The sequence below is a fragment of the Modestobacter muralis genome, from assembly GCF_010682105.1.
Classification (GTDB): Bacteria; Actinomycetota; Actinomycetes; order Mycobacteriales; family Geodermatophilaceae; genus Modestobacter; species Modestobacter muralis.
Genome location: NZ_JAAGWH010000022.1, coordinates 22,282 through 44,290, shown reverse-complemented (window position 1 = coordinate 44,290; position 22,009 = coordinate 22,282). Strand labels below are relative to the sequence as shown.

Annotated in this window: 19 protein-coding genes; 9 read left to right on the top strand and 10 right to left on the bottom strand. The window is 74.4% G+C overall.

Annotation, left to right across the window (positions count from 1 at the left end; translation table 11 throughout):
• Positions 1-15: 15 nt before the first annotated feature.
• The 4 genes from GCU67_RS09670 to GCU67_RS09655 are packed head-to-tail and all read right to left on the bottom strand — an operon-like array spanning position 16 to position 4,551.
• Positions 16-1,050, bottom strand: a complete 1,035-nt coding sequence (locus GCU67_RS09670) for a uroporphyrinogen decarboxylase family protein (RefSeq protein ID WP_163611013.1) — start codon at positions 1,048-1,050, stop codon at positions 16-18.
• A gap of 34 nt (positions 1,051-1,084) precedes the next feature.
• Positions 1,085-3,610, bottom strand: a complete 2,526-nt coding sequence (locus GCU67_RS09665; protein ID WP_163611012.1) for an FtsX-like permease family protein — start codon at positions 3,608-3,610, stop codon at positions 1,085-1,087.
• 3 nt (positions 3,611-3,613) lie between these two features.
• Positions 3,614-4,366, bottom strand: coding sequence for an ABC transporter ATP-binding protein (locus tag GCU67_RS09660; RefSeq protein ID WP_163611011.1), 753 nt, complete (start codon positions 4,364-4,366; stop codon positions 3,614-3,616).
• Positions 4,363-4,551 (bottom strand): hypothetical protein, encoded by a 189-nt coding sequence (locus tag GCU67_RS09655; RefSeq protein WP_163611010.1) that lies wholly within the window; start codon positions 4,549-4,551, stop codon positions 4,363-4,365. The genes GCU67_RS09660 and GCU67_RS09655 overlap by 4 nt, the downstream gene beginning before the upstream one ends.
• A 159-nt stretch (positions 4,552-4,710) precedes the next feature.
• On the opposite strand from GCU67_RS09655, the gene GCU67_RS09650 reads away from it, so the two are divergent.
• Complete coding sequence (locus GCU67_RS09650) at positions 4,711-5,964, top strand: sensor histidine kinase (RefSeq protein WP_211661096.1); 1,254 nt, start codon at positions 4,711-4,713, stop codon at positions 5,962-5,964.
• Positions 5,952-6,611 carry a response regulator gene (locus tag GCU67_RS09645; RefSeq protein ID WP_163611009.1) on the top strand — a complete coding sequence of 220 codons (660 nt, stop codon included), beginning with the start codon at positions 5,952-5,954 and terminating at the stop codon, positions 6,609-6,611. Before GCU67_RS09650 ends, GCU67_RS09645 begins: the two co-directional genes overlap by 13 nt.
• 66 nt (positions 6,612-6,677) lie before the next feature.
• Here the strand turns inward: GCU67_RS09645 and GCU67_RS09640 are convergent, their stop codons facing one another.
• Both GCU67_RS09640 and GCU67_RS22790 read right to left on the bottom strand, forming a co-directional pair.
• Positions 6,678-7,370 carry a fasciclin domain-containing protein gene (locus tag GCU67_RS09640; protein WP_338104903.1) on the bottom strand — a complete coding sequence of 231 codons (693 nt, stop codon included), beginning with the start codon at positions 7,368-7,370 and terminating at the stop codon, positions 6,678-6,680.
• A 176-nt stretch (positions 7,371-7,546) separates the two neighbouring features.
• Positions 7,547-9,250: a molybdopterin-dependent oxidoreductase gene (locus tag GCU67_RS22790; RefSeq protein ID WP_163611008.1), complete on the bottom strand. Its 1,704-nt coding sequence runs from the start codon at positions 9,248-9,250 to the stop codon at positions 7,547-7,549.
• A 123-nt stretch (positions 9,251-9,373) separates the two neighbouring features.
• Here GCU67_RS22790 and GCU67_RS09630 point away from each other — a divergent pair, with 123 nt between their 5' ends.
• Positions 9,374-10,378, top strand: coding sequence for an aldo/keto reductase family protein (locus tag GCU67_RS09630; RefSeq protein ID WP_163611007.1), 1,005 nt, complete (start codon positions 9,374-9,376; stop codon positions 10,376-10,378).
• A gap of 87 nt (positions 10,379-10,465) precedes the next feature.
• Here the strand turns inward: GCU67_RS09630 and ggh are convergent, their stop codons facing one another.
• The 3 genes from ggh to GCU67_RS09615 form a co-directional block, all read right to left on the bottom strand.
• On the bottom strand, positions 10,466-11,959 hold the full coding sequence (ggh, locus tag GCU67_RS09625; protein WP_163611006.1) for a glucosylglycerate hydrolase: 1,494 nt from the start codon (positions 11,957-11,959) through the stop codon (positions 10,466-10,468).
• 122 nt (positions 11,960-12,081) lie between these two features.
• The gene (locus GCU67_RS09620; protein WP_163611005.1) at positions 12,082-13,440 is read right to left on the bottom strand and encodes an amino acid permease; all 1,359 of its coding nucleotides are present in this window, start codon (positions 13,438-13,440) and stop codon (positions 12,082-12,084) included.
• 83 nt (positions 13,441-13,523) lie between these two features.
• Positions 13,524-14,552, bottom strand: a complete 1,029-nt coding sequence (locus GCU67_RS09615; protein WP_163611004.1) for an NAD-binding protein — start codon at positions 14,550-14,552, stop codon at positions 13,524-13,526.
• Between the two features lie 138 nt (positions 14,553-14,690).
• Between GCU67_RS09615 and GCU67_RS09610 the strand changes: the two genes are divergently transcribed.
• Together GCU67_RS09610 and GCU67_RS09605 are read left to right on the top strand one after the other, a co-directional pair.
• Positions 14,691-15,542 (top strand): patatin-like phospholipase family protein, encoded by an 852-nt coding sequence (locus GCU67_RS09610; protein ID WP_163611003.1) that lies wholly within the window; start codon positions 14,691-14,693, stop codon positions 15,540-15,542.
• Positions 15,543-15,679: 137 nt separating this feature from the next.
• Positions 15,680-16,825: a glycerophosphodiester phosphodiesterase gene (locus GCU67_RS09605; RefSeq protein WP_163611002.1), complete on the top strand. Its 1,146-nt coding sequence runs from the start codon at positions 15,680-15,682 to the stop codon at positions 16,823-16,825.
• 49 nt (positions 16,826-16,874) lie between these two features.
• On the opposite strand, the gene GCU67_RS09600 is transcribed toward GCU67_RS09605, so the two are convergent.
• Entirely contained in the window at positions 16,875-17,384 is a 510-nt protein-coding gene (locus GCU67_RS09600) for a MarR family winged helix-turn-helix transcriptional regulator (protein ID WP_338104902.1), read from the bottom strand.
• Between the two features lie 88 nt (positions 17,385-17,472).
• Here GCU67_RS09600 and GCU67_RS09595 point away from each other — a divergent pair, with 88 nt between their 5' ends.
• The 4 genes from GCU67_RS09595 to typA all read left to right on the top strand — a co-directional run bounded on the left by GCU67_RS09595 (position 17,473) and on the right by typA (position 21,899).
• Entirely contained in the window at positions 17,473-18,030 is a 558-nt protein-coding gene (locus GCU67_RS09595; protein WP_163611001.1) for a YceI family protein, read from the top strand.
• 160 nt (positions 18,031-18,190) lie between these two features.
• Positions 18,191-19,468 carry a DUF4232 domain-containing protein gene (locus GCU67_RS22400; RefSeq protein WP_163611000.1) on the top strand — a complete coding sequence of 426 codons (1,278 nt, stop codon included), beginning with the start codon at positions 18,191-18,193 and terminating at the stop codon, positions 19,466-19,468.
• 26 nt (positions 19,469-19,494) lie between these two features.
• The gene (locus GCU67_RS09585; RefSeq protein ID WP_163610999.1) at positions 19,495-19,833 is read left to right on the top strand and encodes a hypothetical protein; all 339 of its coding nucleotides are present in this window, start codon (positions 19,495-19,497) and stop codon (positions 19,831-19,833) included.
• A 176-nt stretch (positions 19,834-20,009) separates the two neighbouring features.
• Complete coding sequence (gene typA / locus GCU67_RS09580) at positions 20,010-21,899, top strand: translational GTPase TypA (protein ID WP_163610998.1); 1,890 nt, start codon at positions 20,010-20,012, stop codon at positions 21,897-21,899.
• Positions 21,900-22,009: the final 110 nt, after the last annotated feature.

The following is a 22,009-nucleotide window of genomic DNA, read 5'->3' as shown; positions in this document are numbered from 1 at the left end:
GTTCCGGCAGGCCGGTCAGAGCTCGCTGCGCAGCACCACCGCCGCCTCGGCGAGCGCGCGCATCTTGCCCGCCGCGGACGCCCGGGACAGGTACTTCAGCCCGCAGTCGCTGGACAGCACGAGCTTCTCGACGTCGACGTGGTCCAGCGCCCGCCGCACCCGCTCGGCGATGACCTCCGGCGTCTCGACCTCCTCGGTCGACAGGTCCAGCACGCCGAGCGCGACGCCCTTGCCGCGCAGCGGCCGCAGGGTCGCCGGGTCCAGGTGCGACTGCGCCGTCTCCACCGAGATCGCGGCGGCCGGCACCTCGGCGAGCTCGGGCAGCACCGAGTAGCCCTCCGGGCGGTCGGCGACCATGGCCGCGTAGCCGAAGCAGACGTGCACGTGCACCGGCCCGGGGGCGCCGGCCAGCGCGGCCGTCAGCACCTCGACGCCGTAGCGCCGCGCCACCTCCGGCCGGGCCTGCAGCCACGGCTCGTCGAGCTGCACGATGTCGGCGCCGGCGGCGAACAGGTCGGCGATCTCGGCCCGGACGACCTCGGCGTAGGCCAGCGCCAGGGCCCGGTCGTCGTTGTAGTGGTCGTCCTGCGCCTGCTGCGCCATGGTGAACGGGCCCGGGACGGTCATCTTGACCGCGCGGTCGGTCGCCGCCCGCAGGAACCGCACGTCCTCGACCTGCACCGCCACGGGCCGCCGGATCTCCCCGACGACGCGGGGGGCCGGGATGTCGATGCCCGACCGGTTGCGCACGCTCCCGGGGTGGTCGAGGTCCAGCCCCTCCAGCGCGGTCGCGAAGTGGTTGGAGTAGGACTCCCGGCGGATCTCCCCGTCGCCGACGATGTCCAGCCCGGCCACCTCCTGCGCCCGGACGGTGGCCAGCGTGGCGTCGTCCTGCGCCTCCTGCAGCAGCTCCGGCGGGACCCGCCACAGCTCCCGCGCCCGGACCCGGGGCGGGAACTGGTGGCCGAGCCGGTCGCGGTCGATGAGCCAGTCGGGCTGCGGCAGGCTGCCGACGACGGTGGTGGGCAGCGGCGGGAGCGGGCGGGCCATCAGGTCCTCCTGGGGTGGGCGGGTGCCTGATCCTCTACCCCGCGTGCGACAGCGCCGACGCGGGCTCGGCCCTCAGCTCCCGCCGGGTGGGCAGCTCCGTGGTCAGGAACGCCACGGCCACCACGGTGAGCACCACCGCCGGCAGCAACCAGACCGGCCCGGCGGCCCACGGCCGGCCCAGGAAGCCCACGCCGAGGGCCACCAGCGGGACGACGGACAGCAGCAGACCGCTGCCCAGCGCCACGACCGCGACCACCGCCGCCTCGCGCCGCATCATCGACCGGACCTGCTGCGGCGTCGTCCCGGTCAGCCGGAGGACGGCGAGCTCACCGCGCCGCTGCGCCGTCCCGGCCACCAGCTCGTTGGTGATGCTGAGCAGCAGGTAGCCCAGCAGCACGGTGATCGTGGCCAGGTTCAGCCACACCTCGGCCGGGGCGTCGGCCAGCGTGGTGCCCGGGGGCGTGGCCGCGGTGAGCGCCAGCCCCGGCCGGTCGGCCACCAGCGCGGCCAGTGCGCCGTCGGCCGCGGGGCTGCCGTCGGTGCGCACCAGCAGCTGCTGGGCGAGGCCGGAGGTGGTGTGCCCGGCGGCCAGGTCGGCCGAGAGCACGACCGGGCCGAAGCCGAGGGCCCGGTCGTAGACGGCGACCACCCGCGCGCTCACCGGCGTCCCGTCGCCGAGCACGAGGTCGACGTTCCGGCCGACGTCGGCGTCCCGGGACCGGGCGACGTCGGCACCGACGGCCACGGTGGCGCCGGTCAGGTCGGCGAGGTCGCCGGCCCGCACACCGAGGTCCAGCACGCCGGCCGCGCTCGGGTCCAGCACCGTGGCGGTGGCGGACTCGACGGTCGGCTCGCCGAGCTCCGTGTACGGCCAGAGCACCGTCGTGCCGGCCGTCGGGGCCGCGGCCAGCACCCCCGGCACCGCCTGGACGTCGGCGCGGAGGTCCCCGGGCACGCCGCCCAGCGCCCCGGCGGTGACCCGGTGCTGTGCGAGCGTGCCGGCCTGCACGTCCCGGGAGCCGGCGGTCAGCAGGGTGGTGGTGCTCAGCGTGTAGGTCAGCGCGAACACCACGACCATGGCCAGGCTCGCGACGATCCCGGCCATCCGCAGCGTGGCGCCGCGCAGGTTGGCCACCGCCAGCCAGCTCGTCGGCGACAGTCGCGCCGGCAGCCGGTGGGCCAGGGCGTCCCCGGCCGTCTGCAACAGGGCCGGGGCGGCGAGGGCGAAGCCGATCGCGCCGAGCAGCCCGGCCAGCGGCACGACCCCCGCGCCCAGCTCGTTGCGCACCCACAGCGGCGTGACCGCCAGGACGGTGGCGGCGACGACCAGCAGGCCCCCGGCCGACGTCCGCAGCCGCGACGGCGTCCTCGGTTCGGTGCGCGACTCGGTCACCGCTTCGGTGGCCGGCAGCCGGGAGGTGCGCCAGGCGGCGGCGCGGGCCGACAGCGACACGACGGCGGCCATCAGCAGCACCGCGGCGAGGGCGGGCAGCGGGCTCACGCTCAGCGGCAGCGCCGCCGGGAGCATCCCGCCGTCGACCAGCAGCCGGCGCAGCCGCCCGGCGAGCAGGAGGCCCAGAGCCACCCCGGGCACGGTCGCGACCGCGGCGACCGCGAGGGCCTGGCGGTCGACCAGCCGGCGGACCTGGCGGGGCGTGGCGCCGACCGCGCGCAGCAGCGCGAGCTCGCGGCGCTGCCCGGCGATCGCGACGCCGAGCGCCCCGGCCACCGCGAAGCCGACGACCAGCAGCACGATCCCCGACAGCGACCCGGACAGCACCAGCAGCAGCGGCCGGGCCGCGGCGGCGCCCGGCTCCTCGACGTCCCCGCGGTCGTCCCCGGTGGCCACGGTGAGGCCGGTGGGCAGCAGGTCGCGGGCGGCGGTCGCGACGGCGTCGGCGATGCCGGACTCGGTGCGCAGGCCGATCAGGTCGACGGTCCCGGCACCCGCGCCACCGGCGACCGCAGCCAGCCCGGCGGCGGTGCTGTCGACGAAGTACAGACCGGGGGCGTCGACCACGGCCGCGACCCGGTAGGTCGCCGCCTGCCCCGCGGCCACCACCTCGACGGAGTCCCCGGTGCCGATGCCGGCGGCGGCCGCGACGGCCGAGCCGACACCGACCTCGTCGTCCCCGGCCGGTGCGGCTCCGGAGACCGCGCCCTCCGAGAGCTGTGCCGAGGACCAGCCGTGCCCGGCCGCCTGCGGGTCGGGGGTGGCGGCGACCTGCCCGTCGCCGGTCACCAGGGCGGCCGGGAAGCTCAGGTCCCCGACGGCGGCGGTCACGCCGGGCAGGCGGGCCAGGTCGTCCAGCAGGGCGGCCGGGACGCGCGCCCGCTCGGGCAGGGCGGCGTCCAGGTCCTCCTCGACCTGCTTCACCCCGGCGGCTGCGACGAGGACGTCGGCGCCGGCGAGCCGGCCGGGGGCCACGTGCGAGCGCAGCCCGGACTCGGCGAGGACGCCGGTGGCGGTGACCAGCGCGGCGCCACCGAACACCGCGAAGGCCACGGCCAGCAGCGCCAGGACCCGGGAGCGGGCCAGCTTCAGGGCGAGGTCCAGCACGGCTCAGCCCTGCCCGAGGGCGATGAGGCGGCGGGCGAGCTCGGCGGACGAGGGCGAGTCGACGACGTCGACGACCCGGCCGTCGGCCATCACCACGGCCCGGTCGGCGTGCGCGGCGGCGGCCGGGTCGTGGGTCACCATCACCACGGTCTGGCCGAGCTCGTCGACGGACTCGCGCAGCAGCGTGAGCACCTCGCGGGTGCTGGTCAGGTCGAGTGCACCGGTCGGCTCGTCGGCGAAGACGACCGCGGGGCGGGCGACGAGCGCCCGGGCGACGGCGGCCCGCTGCTGCTGCCCTCCGGACAGCTCCGCCGGGCGGTGCTCCAGCCGGCCGGCCAGGCCGACCCGCTCGACGAGCTCGGTCAGCCATGCGGGGTCCGCGCTCTCCCCGGCCAGCCGCAGCGGCAGGGTGATGTTGTCGGCGATGCTCAGGGAGGGCACCAGGCCGTAGGCCTGGAACACGAAGCCGATCCGGCGGCGGCGCAGCTCGGTGCGCCGGGTCTCGTCCAGCCCGGTGATCTCCGCGCCGTCGATGCGGATGCTCCCCGAGGTGGGGACGTCGAGGCCGGCGGCGACGTGCATGAGCGTGCTCTTGCCCGACCCGGAGGGACCCATGACGGCCAGGAACGCCCCGGCTCCGACGGTCAGCGAGACGTCGTCCAGCGCCCGGACGCCGCCGGGGTGGACCTTGCTGACGCCGCTCAGCGCGATCGCCGGTGCGGTCGTCACGGTCGTCGGGGCGGCGGAGACGCTCATCGCCGGGCCCGCAGGTGGAAGGCGGTCAGGGCGGCGATGCAGGCGGCGGTGAGCCCGCCGAGCACGAGATAGACCACGAGCGGGGCGCCGGCGACGGAGGCCACGGTGTTGGCCATGACGCACGCGACCAGGACGGTCCAGGTGAGCACGGGCAGGGCACGGGAGGGGGCAGGGGGGTGGGTCATGGGGCGCTCCTGAGGGTCGAGCTGGTTCGGTCGGGCTCCAGCCTCGCCGCGCCGGGAGCGCCCGCCGAGCCCCTGACCTGCCCAGTCGGGGTACAGCAGGCACCACTCCTCACCCGGTTCGCTGTCCCTGGGCGGCGCAGCGACCTAGCGTGGGCACCCGTGGAGGAGGCGTCGCAGCAGCACTCGGACCGGGCGCACCGCTCCCGGGGTCTCGCGGTGCTGGTCGCCCTCGAGCAGCTGCCCGGCGCTCTCGGCACGGCGCTGCTGGCGCTCGGCGTGCTGCTGTTCGGCCTGCTCAGCGCCGTGCTGTGCGTCGTCGGCGTCGGGCTCCTCTTCGTCCCGGCCGCCGTGGGTGGGCTGCACGCCGTCGCCGACCGCGAGCGCTCCCGGCTGGGCCGGTGGGGGACGGAGGTCCTCCCGCCCGGTCCGCTCCCGGTGCGGCCGCGCGCTGCCGCCGCGGACCCGGCCACCCGGCGGGAGCTCCGCTGGCTGACCGGGCACGCGACCGGCGGCCTGCTGCTCAGCACGATCGCCGTCCTGCTGCCGGTCTACGCCGTCCGCGACCTGAGCTTCCCGCTGTGGTGGTGGGCCGTGCCGCCGGGGCTGGCCACCGACTCGCTCACCCTCTGGGAGGTCCGGGACTGGCCGGGGGTGCTCCTGGTGGTGGGCCTCGGGCTGGCCTGGACCGCGTTGAGCCTGCTGGTGACCCGGCCGATCGCCGCGCTGTTGGCCTGGCGCGGCCGTCAGCTCCTGGACGCCGCTGCCGGCACCGACCTGTCGCTGCGGGTCGCCCAGCTGACCGCCACCCGGGCCGGCGCGCTGGACGCCCACGCCGCCGAGCTGCGCCGGATCGAGCGGGCGCTGCACGACGGCACGCAGAACCGGCTGGTCGCGGTCACCGTCCTGCTCGGTGCGGCCCGCCGCGCGGCGGTGCGGGACCCGGCGGCGGCCGAGGAGATCCTCGAGCGGGCGCAGTCGGCGGCGGAGCAGGCGCTGGCCGAGCTGCGCACCGTGGCCCGCGGCATCCTGCCGCCGGTGCTGGCCGACCGCGGGCTGGCCGGTGCGCTCACCGGCCTGGCCGTCACCTCCGCGGTGCCCTGCACGGTCGACGTCGACGTCCCGGTGCGCTGTGCGGCCTCGGTGGAGGCCACCGCCTACTTCCTGGTCGCCGAGGCGCTGACCAACGCCTCCCGGCACAGCGGCGCCGGCCGGGTCGCGGTCTCCGTGCACACCCGCGACGGGCGGCTGTGCGTCAGCGTCACCGACGACGGGTCCGGCGGCGCCACCGAGGGCGGCGGCTCCGGGCTGGTGGGCATCCGCCGCCGGGTGGCCGCACACGACGGCACCATGACCCTGTCCAGCCCACCCGGTGGCCCGACCACCCTGACCGCGGAGCTGCCGTGCGGATCGTGATCGCCGAGGACGACGCCCTGCTGCGCGAGGGCCTGGCCCTGCTGCTGCGCGCCGAGGGCCTGGACGTCGTGGCCACCGCCGCGGCCCCGGCGGAGTTCCTCACCGCCCTGGACGACCACCGCCCCGACGTGGCCATCGTCGACGTCCGGATGCCGCCGACGCACACCGACGAGGGCATCGTCGCCGCCGTCGAGGCACGGCGCCGGCAGCCCGGCCTGGCGGTGCTGGTGCTGTCGGCCTACGTCGAGCAGTCCTTCGCCACCGAGCTGCTGGCCGGGGGCGCAGCCCGGCTGGGCTACCTGCTCAAGGAGCGGGTCGGCCGGGTGGAGGAGTTCCTCGGCGCGCTGCACCGGGTCGCCGGTGGTGGGACGGCGATCGACCCGGAGGTGGTCGCCCAGCTGTTCGCCCGCACCCGGCTCGACGAGCGGCTGGACCGGCTCAGCCCCCGCGAGCGCGAGGTGCTGGCGCTGATGGCCGAGGGGCTGGGCAACACCGCGATCGGCGCGCGGCTGGTGGTCACCGACGGGGCGGTGCACAAGCACATCCGCAGCATCTTCGCCAAGCTCGACCTGCCCCCTGACGACAGCGCCGACCGCCGCGTCACCGCCGTCCTCCGCTACCTCGACGACGTCCGCCTGCGCGCATGAGGGAGGACCCGGGACGTGCGAGAGCCCGGCAGGTCGGTGACCTGCCGGGCTCTCGTGGACCGAGGATCAGGCGGTGGGGGCGAGCACCTGGTCGATGATGTAGACGGTCGCGTTGGCGGTCTGCACGTTGCCGCAGATCACGCTGGCGTCGGCGGCCTTGAGGACGGTGCCGGTGCCGGCGATGGTGAAGTCCTCACCGGAGCCCTCGATGGTGACCTCGTCACCGGCGAGCGTGGTGTGCGTGCCGGCCAGCTGCTCGGGGGTCAGGCGACCCTCGATGACGTGGTGGGTGAGCACCGTGGTCAGCTGGGCCTTGTCGGCCAGCAGGGCCTGCAGGGCGTCGGCCGGGACGGCCTCGAACGCCGGGTTGGCCGGGGCCAGCACGGTGATGTCCTGCGCGGAGTTCAGGGTGTCGCCGAGCTCGGCGGCCGTGACGGCCTGGACCAGGGTCGACAGCACCGGGTTGTTGCTGGCGGCGGTGGCGACCGGGTCGGCGGTCATGCCGGAGAAGCTGCCTGCACCGTCGGCGGGGACCAGGGCGCAACCGGGACCGAAGGGCTCGGCGTCAGCGGCGGCGGAGGTCATCGGGGCGCTGCTGCTGGACGACGGGGACTCGCTGGTCATCCCGCTCATGCCGCTGCTGGCAGCTGCACCCGCGTTGCTGGCTGCCTCCTCGGCACCGCCACAGGCGCTCAGGGTCAGGGCCAGTCCGGAGACGGCGGCGATGAGGGTGCCGCGGGTGAGCAGGTTGGTCTTCACGATGTGGTGCTCCTCGTCAGTCGTGCGACGGCGGGGCAGGGCCGTCGGCGGGGTGGTGCGTCTGGCCGCAGGGAGCGGCCAGGTACGTCCTCGGCGGGTGTCGGGGACGTGGTCCGTGGGGTGGGTCGTCAACCGGTGACAGGAGGTGTTCGTCTCCCGGTGACGATCCGGATGCATCAGCTGGCGACGACCACGATCTGGTGCCAACCGCTGGCGCCGTTGGGGAAGGGGGCGGTGCGGGCGTCGGTCTGCATTTCGCCGTCGGAGCTGGTGGCGCGGACGGTGACCGAGTGCGAGCCGGGGGTGAAGTCGAAGGACAGCACCCACTGGCGCCACAGGTCGGCGTCGACCTCGGGGGAGAGCTCGGCGGGCATCCAGTCGCTGTCGTCGACCTGCACCTCGACCAGGCCGATGCCGCGGGTCTGGGCCCAGGCGACGCCGGCGATGGCGCGGCGGCCGGCGGGGAAGCGGCGCAGCGGGGCGGGGGTGTCGATACGCGAGGCGACCTTGATCGGCCCCTGGGCCGCCCAGTCGCGCTCGGTCCAGTAGGCGTCGAAGGCGTCGTAGGTGGTGGCCTCGATGCCGGTGATCCACTTGCAGGCCGAGACGTAGCCGTACAGGCCCGGGATCAGCATCCGCACCGGGAAGCCGTGCTCGACCGGCAGCGGCTCGCCGTTCATGGCCACGGCCAGCATCGCGTCGGGGACGTCGAGGGCCGAGCGGGTCGGGGCGCCGATCGTCATGCCGTCGACCGAGCGGCAGACCAGCTGGTCGCTGCTGTCGCGGACGCCGTTCTCCCGGAGGAAGGCACCCAGCGGGACGCCGAGCCAGCGGGCGGTGCCGGCGAGCCCGCCACCGACCTCGTTGGAGACGCAGGTGAGCGTGATGTCGCGCTCGATGAGGTCGCTGCGGCCCAGCAGGTCGTCGAGGGAGAAGGTGCGCGGGGTGTCGAACATCCCGGTCAGCTCCAGCGAGTACTCGGCCGGCCGGATCTGGGGCACCGTGATGGCGGTGTCCACGCGGTAGAACTCGCGGTTGTCGGTGAACAGCGGGGTGAGGCCCTCGACGCTCGCCGACATGTCGGCGCCGGCCGGCAGCGCGGGGGCCGCGGAGGCCGGGGTGGGCAGGGCCAGCTCGGACCGGGCGCCGGCGACGTCGAAGCGGCGCTGCAGCAGACGGCCACCGCCACCGGCGACCGCGGTCACGCCGACCGCGACGCCGCTGGTGAGCAGGAACCCGCGACGGTCCAGGCCGGTGCCCTTGCGGTCACCGGAGCCGAGGACGTCGCGCAGCCGGCCGAGCATCCCGTCCTGGGTCTGGGTGGTCGCGGTGGCACCGCCGGGGGTGGTCGTGGACGTGACCTCGGGGTGGCGGTCGCCGACCGACGGGAGGGTGAGCGGGCGCAGCAGGGCCAGCAGCGCCAGGCTGCCGGCGACGGCGCCGACCAGGGAGGGGACCGCGTCGAACAGGCCACCCGCGGGGCGGGTGAGGGCGGCGACGACGCCGACCAGGCCGAAGACGGCGATGCCGGCGACGCCGAGGCGGCGGCTGCGCAGCCCGACCAGCCCGATGACCAGGGCGTAGACGGCGATGATGAGCAGCGTCCCGACGACCAGGGCGATCTTGTCGTCCTCGCCGAAGGTGCGGATGGCGAACTGCTTCACCGACTCGGGGGTCAGCGTGATCGCGGCGTTGCCGACGGCGATGACCGGCGAGGACGCCGCACCGATGAAGCCGGCGAACAACTCGGCGATCCCGAGGGCGACCCCGGCAGCGAGCAGCCCGGCGAGCGCGCCGAGCAGACGGCGGACGCCCCGGCCGGCCGTCGGGGCGGCGTGCTGCCCTCCGGCGGGGGCCGTGGACTGCTCGGTTGTGGTCACGCAGAGTCTTCGGAGCGTGACGGCCGTTCGGTTCACGTCGCTTCGACAGTTCTCTGAGAGCCGCGTCACGGCGGGCTCCGCTCTCCGTTCGTGGGGAACGCCGGGCGGCGGTAGACAGGGGCCATGGAGTTCCGACACCTGGGCCACAGCGGCCTCAAGATCAGCGAGATCACCTACGGCAACTGGATCACCCACGGCGGGCAGGTCGAGGCCGACGCCGCGACCGCCTGCGTGCGCGCGGCGCTCGACGCCGGCATCACCACCTTCGACACCGCCGACGTCTACGCCGAGGGCCGCGCCGAGACGGTGCTGGGCCAGGCGCTGGCCGGCGAGCGCCGCAGCGGCATCGAGATCTTCAGCAAGGTGTACTGGCCGACCGGCCCGGGCGTGAACGACCGCGGCCTGTCGCGCAAGCACATCATGGAGTCCATCGACGGCTCGCTGCAGCGGCTGGGCACCGACTACCTCGACCTCTACCAGGCCCACCGGTACGACTACGAGACGCCGCTGGAGGAGACGATGCTCGCCTTCGCCGACGTCGTCCGCAGCGGCAAGGCGCTCTACATCGGTGTCTCCGAGTGGCGCGCGGAGGAGATCCGGGCCGGCAAGGAGCTGGCCGACGAGATGGGCTTCCCGCTGGTGTCCAACCAGCCGCAGTACTCCGCGCTGCACCGGGTCATCGAGGCCGAGGTCATCCCGACCAGCCGCGAGCTGGGCATCAGCCAGATCGTGTTCTCGCCGATCGCCCAGGGCATCCTGACCGGCAAGTACCTGCCGGGCCAGCCCGCGCCGGCGGGCTCGCGGGCCACCGACGAGAAGGGCGGCGGCGCCAACTTCATCGCCCGCTGGGCAGGTGACGACGACGTGCTGACCCGCGTGCAGGAGCTCAAGCCGATCGCCGAGGACCTCGGCCTGTCGATGGCCGCGCTGGCCGTCGCCTGGGTGCTGACCGAGGAGAACGTCGCCGCGGCGATCATCGGCGCCAGCCGGCCCGAGCAGGTCGTCGACAACGTCGAGGCCGCCGGCGTGACGCTCGACGCCGACGTCAAGGCCCGCATCGACGAGGTCCTCGCCCCGGTCGCCGCGACCGACCCGGCGCTGACCGTCAGCCCGCCGAAGCGCCCCTGACTGACCCGGGCACAGGAACCAACACCTGCGCTGAGGGGCTGTTGACGCAGGTGTTGGTTCCTATGCCTACTGACCAGGCTCGCGCCCTCAGGGGATGCGGGGCATCTCCGGGGTCGTCGCGGGGCCGCGGGTGCGCGGCGGACGGGCGGCGAGGTCGGCGGCCCGCTGGGTCGGGGTGATCCGCGGCAGCTCGCTGGTCAGCCAGCGCACCGGACGGCGCTGGGCCGGGCGCCGCGCGGCGAGGAAGTCCAGCGCGATCGCCGCCGTCCACGACTGGTCGCGGCTGCCCAGGGTCTCCCCGGTCACCGGCTGGTAGTACTCGGCGAAGTCGCAGTCGACGAGCTGGCTCAGCCCGGCCAGCCGCAGCTGGTTGGCCGCCTCCTGCTCACCGGAGCGGTTGAGCGCCCAGGCCATGAGCCAGTTGAGCACCGGCCACTGCGGGCCGCGCCAGTAGGTCTGCTCGCGGAAGGCCGGCGAGGCGGGGGAGACCGAGGGCACCACCGGCCAGCGCAGCCGCGAGTGCCCGCACCAGCGTGGGCCCAGCAGCAGGTCGCGCTGCCGGCGGGTGAGCGCGTCGTCGCCCCCGCACAGCAGCGGGGCGAACCCGGCGGCGCTCTCGACGTCCAGCCAGGTCCCGGTGCGCAGGTCCAGGTCGCGGGCCAGCCCGGTCTCGGGGTTCACCGAGCGCAGCACGCCGGTGCGGAACCGCCGGGCGATCGCCCGGGACTGCTCCACCCCGCCCGAGGCCCCGCCGCCGATGCCGAGCTCCTCGCCCATGTCGGCGAGCAGGTCGCTGGCGGCGGCGAGCAGCGCGGAGACCAGGACGTCGCCCATGACGAAGTCGCCGGTCGCCCGGTAGACCGCGTCGTCGTAGCGGGCATGGACCTTCTGCTCCAGCAGCCACAGGTACGTCGCGTACTCGGCGTCGGTGGGCCGCTGGGAGGGGTCGGCGACGTGCGCAAGGTCGGCCCGGACGAACGGCGGCATGTCCCCGACCCGCACGTTGGCGTAGGCGGCGTCCCAGCGCGGGGAGTCGTCCATGCCGGACTCCCAGCCGTGGTGGATCTCGACAAGGCCGTAGGAGTACGGGTCGCGCGCGGTGGCCAGGTAGGAGTGCCAGGCCAGCCACGAGTCGAAGGTCTCCCGCACGAACTCCTCGGCCAGCTCCTGGTCGGCGCCGCCCTTGCGCCGGGCGTCGTGCAGGATCCGGGACAGCGCGATCACGTGGATCGGTGGCTGGCAGATGCCCGAGGTGAGGACGCCGGCCGGGCGGGCCGCGGCCACCTGGGTGCGCCACCGCTCCGGTCCGGGGAAGTAGTCACTGGGGGAGTGGAACAGGATGTGCGGGATCATCCCGGTGGCCCACTGCCCCGACAGCAGGCTGCGCAGCTCGTTGAGCGCCCGCGGCACCGACACCGTGGCGATGCCCAGGGCCACGAAGCCGGCGTCCCAGCTCCACATGTGCGGGTACAGCGTGGGCGAGGCGACGGTGAAGGCACCCCGGTCGTTGGCCCGCAGCACGTAGCCCGCGCGTCCGGCCATCAACCCGATCTCGACCGCGCTGGGCTGGGCGACCGTCATCTGCGGGTCCGTCCTCTCGCCGGTGGTCTGCATCCTCACCCCGTCGGGCGCGGGGGCGCACCTGCGGCCCGTCAGTTCACGAGGTGTTCACAGGAGAGCTGTTGACCGTCCCGGGACCAGTCTCAGTCCGCCCGCACGGACCCGCTCTCCCGGGACCGGTCGCCGCGCCACCAGGGCGCCTGCGCGAGCAGGTACAGCACCACACCGGCGGCCAGCAGCACCGCCGACCACAGCCAGGTCGTGGCCTCCTGCTCCCACAGCAGCAGCAGGCAGGAGCCGATCGCCAGCACCGGCAGGACCGCGGGGGCGGTGAAGTGCTCGTGCTCGACCCGGTCGCGTCGCAGCACCAGCACCGAGAGGTTGGTGCTCACGAAGACCAGCAGGAGCAGCAGGACGACGATGTTGGCCAGCGCGCCGAGGTCGCCGATCAGGGTCAGCGCCATGGCCACGACGGTGGTGACCACGATCGCCACCCACGGGGTGCGCCGGCCCGGCAGTACGGCGCCGAGGACCGGGGGCAGCAGCCGCTGCTCGGCCAGGCCGAACACCATCCGGCTGGCCATGATCATCGTCAGCAGGGCGCCGTTGGCGACGGCGATCAGCGCGATGGCGCTGAACAGCTGGTCGGGCACGCCGAGCCCGGTGGCCCGGACGACCTCCAGCAGCGGGCCGGTCGAGCCGGCGAGCTCCTCGGTGGGCAGCACGATCGAGGCGACCAGGCCGATGGCCACGTAGACGACGCCGGCGGTGAGCAGCGCCCCGAACAGCGCCCGCGGGTAGACCCGGCTGACGTCCCGGACCTCCTCGGCGACGTTGGCCGAGGTCTCGAACCCGACGAAGGAGTAGTAGGCCAGGATCGCCGCGGCCAGCACCGCCGACCCCGCGGAGACGCCCTCGGGGAACTGCACGACCCGGCCGACGTCGCCGTCGCCGCGGCCGAACACGATGGCGCCCAGCACGATCACCAGCACCAGCCCGGAGACCTCGATGACGGTCATCACCAGGTTGGCCCGCATGGACTCCTTGATGCCGCGGGCGTTGACCAGGGCGATGACGGCGAGGAAGACCACGGCCGCGGGCACGGCGGGCACGTCGAGGAAGACCGACAGGTAGTCGCCGGCGAAGGCCAGGGACAACCCGGCCGCGCTGACCACACCGGCGGCGAGCATGCAGTAGCCGACCAGGAACGAGACCACCGGACGCCCGAACGCCCGTTCGGCGAAGACGGCGGACCCGCCCGCGCGGGGGTACTTCGTGACCAGCTCGGCGTAGCTCGCGGCGGTGAGCAGCGCCAGCAGCAGGGCGACCAGCATCGGCACCCAGATCGCGCCGCCGACCTCGCCGGCGATCTCCCCGACCAGGGCGTAGATCCCGGCCCCGAGCACGTCGCCGAGGATGAAGACGTACAGCAGCTTGCCGCTGATGGCCCGCTCGAGGGCGGTGCCCTCGTTGGCTGTGGTGTCCCTGACCTGTTCGCTCACCCGGCGAGTGTTCGGTGGCGCGGGGGACCCGGCAACTCCAGTCGTGCGCGACCCGGTGGCGTGACGCCTTCCGGTACCGGCGGTCAGACGCCGGGGACGGGGCGCCCGTGGGCCTTGACGACCACGAGCACGTCCTCGCTCTGCAGCGTGCCGATGACCGGGTCGTCGAAGCGCAGCGTGCGCCCGCCGCGGGCCACGGAGAGGACCACGTCGGTCAGCTGCCGCGGGCCCAGGCCCACCTCGGACTGGGTGACCGCGCGCTGCTGCAGGTCCAGCCCGCGGCCGCTGGTGAGCAGGTCCTCCACCACCGAGACGACGCCGGGAGAGTCGGTCGCCAGGCCCAGCAGCCGGCCCGAGGTGGCCGAGGAGGTGATCACGGTGTCGGCACCGGACTGCCGCAGCAGGCTGGCGTTCTCCTCCTCGCGCACCGTCGCCGTGATCGGCACCGTGGGGTTGAGCTGGCGGACGGTGAGGGTGATCAGCACCGAGGCGTCGTCCCGGTCGGCGGCGACGACGACGGCCCGGGCCTTCTCCACCGACGTGCGGCGCAGCACCTCCCGTCGTCCGGCGTCGCCGAGGACGGCGGTCAGGCCGGCCGAGGTCGCCTCGTCGACCGCCCGCGGGTCCGGGTCGACCACGACGATGTGGTCGGCGTCCGTCCCGGTGCTGAGCAGGGCGCGGATGGCGCTGCGCCCCTTGGTGCCGTAGCCGCACACGACGACGTGCTGGCGCACGCGAGACCTCCAGCGTCGGACCCGGAACTCCTCCCGGGAGCGCGCGGTGAGCGCCTCCAGGGTGGTCCCGATGAGGATGAGCAGGAACAGCACGCGCAGGGGTGTGATCACCACGATGTTGATCAGCCGCGCGCTGGGGGAGACCGGCACAATGTCGCCGTAGCCGGTCGTGGAGAGGCTGACCGTGGCGTAGTACGTGGCGTCGAGCAGGCTGAGCTCGCCGCCGTTGTTGTCCCGGTAGCCGTCCCGGTCCACGTAGACGATGAGCACGGTCGCGATCAGGGTCAGCGAGGCGATGAGCACCCGGCGCCCCACCTGGCGGGCCGGGGACTCCTCACGGTGCGGCAGGGAGACGCCGCTGTGGTCGTCGCTCAGCACGGCGGCCGCTCACAGGTCACCGGGCGCACAGTAGTGACCCGGCGGCCGGGGAGGCCGCTCCCGCCCCGGAGCGGGGTGCGTGGCGGTCGCCGCGGGAGCTCGCCGGGGCCGACGCCGGGCGTGGACCAGGATGGGCTGATGAGCTCGCAGCGCACGGCCCTGGTCCTCGGCGGCGGCGGCATCACCGGCATCGCCTGGGAGGTCGGGGTGCTGGCCGGGCTGGCCGAGGCCGGCGTCGACCTGGGCACCGCCGACCTCGTCGTCGGCACCTCGGCCGGCTCGGTCGTCGGTGCCTCGCTGCGCAGCGGCACCCCGGTCGAGGAGCTGTACGCCGCCCAACTGGCGCCGCCGGAGGCCGCGCCGGTCGCCCGGCTCGGCCGCGGCACGCTGGCCCGGTACGGCCTGGCGATGCTGCTCGCCCGCCGGGACGACGTGGCCTTCCGGCGGCGGATCGGCCGGCTGGCCCGCGCCGCGGCCGACTCCGGCCGCACCCCGTCGCCCGAGGAGCGGCGCGCCGCGATCACCGCCGCCCTGCCCTCGGCGCAGTGGCCCGACCGGCCGCTGGTGGTCACCGCCGTCGACGCCGAGAGCGGGGAGTTCACCACCTTCACCCGGTCCTCCGGGGTCGAGCTGGTCGCGGCCGTCGGCGCCAGCTGCGCCGTCCCCGGCGTCTACCCGCCGGTGGGCATCGACGGGCACCGGTACATGGACGGCGGGATGCGCTCCCCGGCCAACGCCGACCTCGCCGCCCGGTACGACCGGATCGTCGTCATCGCCCCGCTGCCCCGCGGGGCCGGGCCGATGACCAGCGTCGACGCCCAGGTGACCGGGCTGGTGAGCCGGGTCGCGGTGGTCTCCCCGGACCGGGCGAGCCTGTCGGCGATCGGGAACAACGTGCTCGACCCCGCCGCGCGCGAGCCCTCCGCCCGGGCCGGCCGGGCCCAGGCCGCGACGGTGGCCGAGCGCGTCCGGCGGGTCTGGCAGGACTGAGACCGGGCGACACGCGGGCCGACGCGCCGGGTCGCGCCGGGCTTCACGCGCTGTTCGCCCCAGGGGCGCTGAGTGCGTGCTGTGGTGGAGCGGAGGGCCGTCGGCGAGGGTCGCCGTCCGAGCCCGGAGGAGAAGGCATGTCCTGCTCCCGCAGGCTGACCGTGGCCGGTGTCGCCGTCGCCCTGGCCCTGCCGCTGTCCTTCGCCGTCCCGGCGTCCGCCCTCGCCGACCGTCGCGGCGGCGGTGACCTCGCCGACGAGCTGCTCGTCATCGGCCACCGCGGCGCGTCGGGCTACCGGCCCGAGCACACGCTGGCCTCCTACGAGCTCGCCGCGCGGATGGGTGCCGACGTGATCGAGGCCGACGTCGTCAGCACCGCCGACGGCGTGCTGGTCTCCCGGCACGAGAACGAGATCTCCGGGACCACCGACGTCGCCGAGCGCCCCGAGTTCGCCGACCGCCGCACCACCAAGACCGTGGACGGCGTCGCGCTCACCGGCTGGTTCACCGAGGACTTCACCCTCGCCGAGCTGCGCACGCTGCGCGCGGTCGAGCGGCTGCCGGAGGTCCGCGAGGAGAACACCGTCTACGACGGGCTCTACCCGGTGCCGACGCTGGACGAGGTGCTGGACCTGCGGAAGCGGCTGAGCAAGGAGCTGGACCGCGAGATCGGGGTCTACATCGAGACCAAGCACCCCACCTACTTCGACGCCGAGGGCCTGTCGCTGGAGGAGCCGCTGCTGGCCGACCTGCGCGAGGCACGGATGGACCGGCGCAGTTCCCCGGTGTTCCTGCAGTCGTTCGAGACGACGAACCTGCGCGAGCTGCACGACCTGCGGGTGCGGGTGCCGCTGGTGCAGCTGCTGTCGGCCACCGGTGCACCGGCCGACCTCGTCGCCGCCGGCGACCCGCGCACATACGCCGACCTCTCCAGCGCCGCGGGGCTGGCCGAGGTGGCCGAGTACGCCGACGGGGTGGGGCCGGACAAGAACCAGGTCATCGCCCGCAACGCCGACGGCAGCCTGGGGGAGGCGACGTCCTTCGTGGCGGATGCGCACCGGGTCGACCTGATCGTGCACCCGTACACGCTGCGCAACGAGAACACCTTCCTGCCCACCGACCTGCGCGAGGGCACCGCGCCCGACGACTACGGCCTGGCGCTGCAGGAGCAGTTGCGCTTCTGGGAGGCCGGGGTCGACGGGATCTTCACCGACAACCCCGACACCGGTGTCGAGTCACGCCGGCTGTTCCTGGCCGGCGAGACGCTGGACGCCGCCGCCTGACCCAGCCGCGCCGGCCGGTGTGCCGGCCGGCGCCGCTGGCGGGGGTCCGTCAGCGGGGGTCGAGGTGGCGCAGCAGCGTCTCGCCGATGTCCCGCATCGCCGCGATCTGGGCGGGCGAGAGCTGGTCGAACAGGTGCTCGCGCACGCTGGTGACGTGCACCGGCGCCGCCTCCTCCAGTGCGGCCATGCCGACGTCGGTGAGGACGGCGAGCTGACCGCGGCCGTCCTCGACGCACACCTCCCGGGCGACCCAGCCGCGCTCCTCGAGCCGGGACACCGCGTGCGAGAGCCGGCTGCGGGAGGCCAGGCAGCGGTCGGCCAACTGGCTCATGCGCATCCGCCGGTCCGGCGCCTCCGACAGCTGCACGAGGATCTCGTAGTAGGCGTTGGAGATCCCGGTGGAGTGGGTGAGGTCCCGCTCCAGCCGGTCCTGGAGCAGCGTCGTGCTGTACAGCCACGCCCGCCAGGCCTTCTGCTCCTCGGCGTCCAGCCAGCGCGGCGGCGCGGGAGCGGCCGACGCCGGCTGGTGTTCCGGGCCCGGCGACACGTGGGAAGTCACCCCCTCAGGGTACTGGCGGAATAGTCAAGGATTCAACTACGCTTCCGGACGACGCAAGCAGTTCAACGCTCAACCACCGGAGGTCACCATGACCAGCACCACCCAGATCCCTGGCTACGTCGTCGGCACGTGGGACATCGACGCCTCCCACTCCACCGTGGGCTTCTCCGTCCGCCACATGATGGTGAGCAAGGTCCGCGGCTACTTCCGCGAGTTCTCCGGTGAGATCGTCACCGCCGCCGACCCGTCGCAGTCGACCGTCCACGCCACCATCGACATGGACTCGATCGACACCCGGCAGGAGCAGCGCGACGCGCACATCAAGTCGGCCGACTTCTTCGACACCGGCAACCACACCGTCATGGAGTTCCGCTCCACCGGCATCCGCAACAAGGGCGAGGACTGGGTCGTCGAGGGCAACCTGACGATCAAGGGCATCACCAAGCCCGTCGTCCTGGACCTGGAGCTCAACGGCTTCGGCCCCGACGCCTACGGCGGCACGCGCGCCGGCTTCTCCGGCAAGACCGAGATCTCCCGCAAGGAGTTCGGCGTGGACATCGACATGCCCATGGACGGCGGCGGCGTCGTCGTCGGCGACAAGATCACCGTCGAGCTCGAGATCGAGGGCGTCCTCCGGGCCGCCTGACGAAGGACCCCCTCGCTCCTGCGAGGGGGCCGCACCGAAGGCCCTGGCGCACTGCGCCGGGGCCTTCGGCGCGTCCGGGGACGGTCGCCAGGCACCTCCCAGCCGCGTGCGGGGAGCTGACCTCCCACTCCGGAACGGATTCGTGCGGCATCCTGCGCCGGTGACCGCCGCGCGTGACGCCGTCGTGGGCACGGGCCTGCTCGGTGGGCTGGTCGCCTGCGGAGGGGTCCTGTCCACCGGCCGGTACCGGCCCGACCCCGGGGACTCCAACCCCCTGTGCCAGCTGATGGGGGAGTGCACGGCCGCCGACGTCGAGGCCGCCCTGCAGCGCGGCTGGTGGCTGGTCGGCGGGGGGCTGGCGGTCGTCGCGCTCGCGGCCGTGCTGCTCGCCTGGACGCTCCCCGGACGGCGGCCCGTTCCCGACGCGCCACCGTTGCCGGCGCCCCTGCAGGCCCTCGTCACCGGCCTGGTCGTCTTCTTCGCCGCCTTCCCGGCCGCCGTCCCGCTCTTCTTCGCCTCGCTCGGGGGGTGGCACGGGCTGGCCGTCGGGCTTACGGCGGCGTGGCTCGCCCAGGCCGTCGGCGTCCGGGCGGTGGGGCAGCTGTTCCGGGCCGGCCCGGCGGTGCCGGGGCACGAGTGGCTGGCCGCGCTGGCGGTCAGCGGCCTGGGTGCCGGGGCGGTGACGGCCACCTGGGCCGCCTCCGGCGACGGGGCTCTGACCGCGCTGCCCCTGGTCGACGCGGTCGCGGTGGCCCTCGCCCTGCTGGCCCAGCGGTCCCTGCATCAACTCGGCCGGCCGCCGGCCTGGCCGTCGGTGGCCGGTGGGGTGGGCCTGCTGGTCGTCGGTGCCCTCCTGCTGGCCGGGGTGTACCTCCCCGACCGACCGGACGGGGGGACCGCGTCGCCGGCTCCGCTGGCGAAGCCGCGCCCCACCCCGACCCCGACGCCCACCCCGACGCCCACGCCGACGCCCACCCCGACGCCAGAGCCGGTGGTGGCCGACGCCCCGTGTGCGCAGCAGGACCTCGCCTTCACCGTCCGCGGGTTCGACGCGGCGATGGGGCTGCGGGCAGCGGCGCTCGTCGCCACCAACACCGGTTCGGCGCCGTGCTGGCTGGAGGGCGTGCCGGTCGTCGTCCTGCTGCAAGGCGGGCGGCCGCTCGTCCTGCAGGTGGGCGAGGGAGAGACCCCCGAGGACGGTGCCCTGCAGTTCCAGCGGGTCGGGGTCGCGCCGGGCGGGACGGCGTCGGCGCTGCTCACCTGGCGCAGCTACGGCGGGTGGGCCGACCAGGAGACCCCGCAGGCGGTGACGGTGGCCCTGGACGCCTCGACGACGCTGGTGTCCGCCGCGGTGGAGGGCGGCGGAGGCGCCGCCCCCTTCGACATCGCCGACGGCGGTGCGTGGCAGATCGCACCCTGGGCGACGCCGACCACCTGAGGCGTCCGCGGGGGAGACTGGGGGTCATGACGACCTCCACCCTGACCCGGGTCCGCAGCCGCCTGCCCTCCGCCGTCCCGGCCGCGATCGGCCTCGCCGTCGGCTTCGGCGTCGCCCAGGCGACCGGGGTCCGGGCGCTCGGCGGGGTGGTCCTGGCCGCCGGCGGGCTGGTCGCCGGCTGGCTGTGGTGGTCCCGCCGCGGGGCGGCGGTCGCGGCTGCGCTGGCGGTCGCCTACCTCGCGGCCTTCGCCCTCGCGCACGTGCTCGCACTGGGCCTGGACTGGCCCGCCTGGCTGGCCGTCGGGCTGGTCACCGCAGCCGTCGCGGCGCTGTCCTGGGTGGTCGTGGACCGGCCGGCGACCTGAGTCCTCGGGCCCGACGCGGGGTCCGAGGTCCGTCAGGAGTGGCAGACCGGTCACAGCAGGTTCTTCGCGGGGCCGCCGTCGCCTACCATGGGAAGGTCTCTGCGCTCCGCGCCGTTACTCCTGTCGCGCGCCGTAGCGCGCAGACCCCCACTTGAACTCCTGAGGTGCCTCTCCGCATGCCCACACGCAACGACCTGCGAAACGTCGCGATCATCGCGCACGTCGACCACGGCAAGACCACCCTGGTCGACGCCCTGCTCCGCCAGGCCGGTGCCCTGGGCCGCTCGAAGGGCGAGGGCACCGACAACGACTCCACCCAGGACCGGGTCATGGACTCCGGTGAGCTCGAGCGCGAGCGCGGGATCACCATCCTGGCCAAGAACACCGCGATCCACCTGCACGACGACGAGGGCAACCCCGTCATCGTGAACATCGTCGACACCCCCGGTCACGCCGACTTCGGTGGCGAGGTCGAGCGCGCGCTGTCCATGGTCGACGGCGTCTGCCTGCTCGTCGACGCCTCCGAGGGCCCGCTGCCGCAGACCCGCTTCGTGCTGCGCAAGGCGCTGGCGAAGGGGATGCCGGTCATCCTCGCGGTCAACAAGACCGACCGTCAGGACGCCCGCATCGAAGAGGTCGTCGACGAGACCTACGAGCTGTTCATGGAGCTCCTCGAGGACGCCGGCCTGCCCGCCGAGACCCTCGAGTTCCCGATCGTCTACTGCAACGGCCGCACCGGCCAGGCGTCGCTGAACAAGCCGGAGAACGGCACCGTCCCCGACAGCCCGGACCTCGGCCCGCTGGTCAAGACGCTGCTGGACACCATCCCCGCGCCGGTCTACGACGCCGAGGAGCCGCTGCGCGCGCAGGTCACCAACCTCGACGCCTCCCCGTACCTGGGCCGCCTCGCTCTGCTGCGCATCCACTCCGGTGAGATGAAGAACGGCCAGCAGGTCGCCTGGTGCAAGGCCGACGGCACCATCGAGCGCGTCAAGATCACCGAGCTGCTCGTCACCGAGGGCCTGGACCGCACGACGGCCGCGAGCGCGGGCCCCGGCGACCTGGTCGCCGTCGCCGGCATCCCGGACATCGGCATCGGTGACACCCTCGCCGACCCGAACGACCCCCGCCCGCTGCCGGCGATCACCGTCGACGAGCCGTCGATCTCGATCACCATGGGCATCAACACCAGCCCGCTGTCGGGCAAGTCGGGCAAGAAGGTCACCGCCCGACTGATCAAGAACCGGCTCGACCAGGAGCTGATCGGCAACGTCTCGGTGCGCATGCTGCCCACCGAGCGTCCCGACACCTGGGAGATGCAGGGCCGTGGCGAGCTGGCGCTGGCCATCCTGGTCGAGCAGCTGCGCCGTGAGGACTTCGAGCTGACCGTCGGACGCCCGACGGTGGTCACCAAGGAGATCGACGGCAAGCTGCACGAGCCGGTCGAGCGGGTCACCATCGACACCCCCGGCGAGTACGTCGGCACGCTCACCCAGGCGCTGGCCAGCCGTCGCGGCCGGCTGGAGAACCTGGTCCACCACGACACCGGCTGGGCGCGGATGGAGTACATCTGCCCCTCGCGTGGCCTGATCGGGTTCCGCACCGAGTTCCTGACCGAGACCCGCGGCACCGGCGTGCTGAACCACACCCTCGAGGGCTACGAGCCGTGGCTGGGCGACATGCGCGCCCGCCCGACCGGCTCGCTGGTCGCCGACCGCAGTGGCGTGGCGACGACCTACTCGATGTTCTCTCTGCAGGAGCGCGGTCAGATGATGGTCGAGCCCGGCACCGAGGTCTACGAGGGCATGATCATCGGTGAGAACTCCCGTCCGGACGACATGGACGTGAACATCACCAAGGAGAAGAAGCTCACCAACATGCGCAAGGCGACCTCCGAGGAGCTGGAGCGGCTCGTGCCGCCGAAGATCCTGAACCTCGAGCAGGCGCTGGAGTTCTGCGCCGAGGACGAGTGCGTCGAGGTCACCCCGGGCACCGTCCGGATCCGCAAGGTGGAGCTGGACCAGACCGTCCGCGGTCGCACCCGCAACAAGAAGCCCAAGCTGTGATGTGACGCCCCGTCCGCGGGGCATCCCGAACGCCGTCGTCCCCTCGGGGCGGCGGCGTTCGTCGTTCCGGCACGCCGACGACTTCTGCCGAGATCGGTGGTGCCCGTGTG

What these genes read in the sequence shown, in the direction of transcription:
- typA (WP_163610998.1), top strand. Translation starts at nt 20,010, where the DNA reads ATGCCCACACGCAACGACCTGCGAAACGTCGCGATCATCGCGCACGTC.
- GCU67_RS09670 (WP_163611013.1), bottom strand. Translation starts at nt 1,050, where the DNA reads ATGGCCCGCCCGCTCCCGCCGCTGCCCACCACCGTCGTCGGCAGCCTG.
- GCU67_RS09585 (WP_163610999.1), top strand. Translation starts at nt 19,495, where the DNA reads ATGACGACCTCCACCCTGACCCGGGTCCGCAGCCGCCTGCCCTCCGCC.
- ggh (WP_163611006.1), bottom strand. Translation starts at nt 11,959, where the DNA reads ATGACGGTCGCCCAGCCCAGCGCGGTCGAGATCGGGTTGATGGCCGGA.
- GCU67_RS09610 (WP_163611003.1), top strand. Translation starts at nt 14,691, where the DNA reads ATGAGCTCGCAGCGCACGGCCCTGGTCCTCGGCGGCGGCGGCATCACC.
- GCU67_RS09595 (WP_163611001.1), top strand. Translation starts at nt 17,473, where the DNA reads ATGACCAGCACCACCCAGATCCCTGGCTACGTCGTCGGCACGTGGGAC.
- GCU67_RS09630 (WP_163611007.1), top strand. Translation starts at nt 9,374, where the DNA reads ATGGAGTTCCGACACCTGGGCCACAGCGGCCTCAAGATCAGCGAGATC.
- GCU67_RS09655 (WP_163611010.1), bottom strand. Translation starts at nt 4,551, where the DNA reads ATGACCCACCCCCCTGCCCCCTCCCGTGCCCTGCCCGTGCTCACCTGG.
- GCU67_RS09605 (WP_163611002.1), top strand. Translation starts at nt 15,680, where the DNA reads ATGTCCTGCTCCCGCAGGCTGACCGTGGCCGGTGTCGCCGTCGCCCTG.
- GCU67_RS09660 (WP_163611011.1), bottom strand. Translation starts at nt 4,366, where the DNA reads ATGAGCGTCTCCGCCGCCCCGACGACCGTGACGACCGCACCGGCGATC.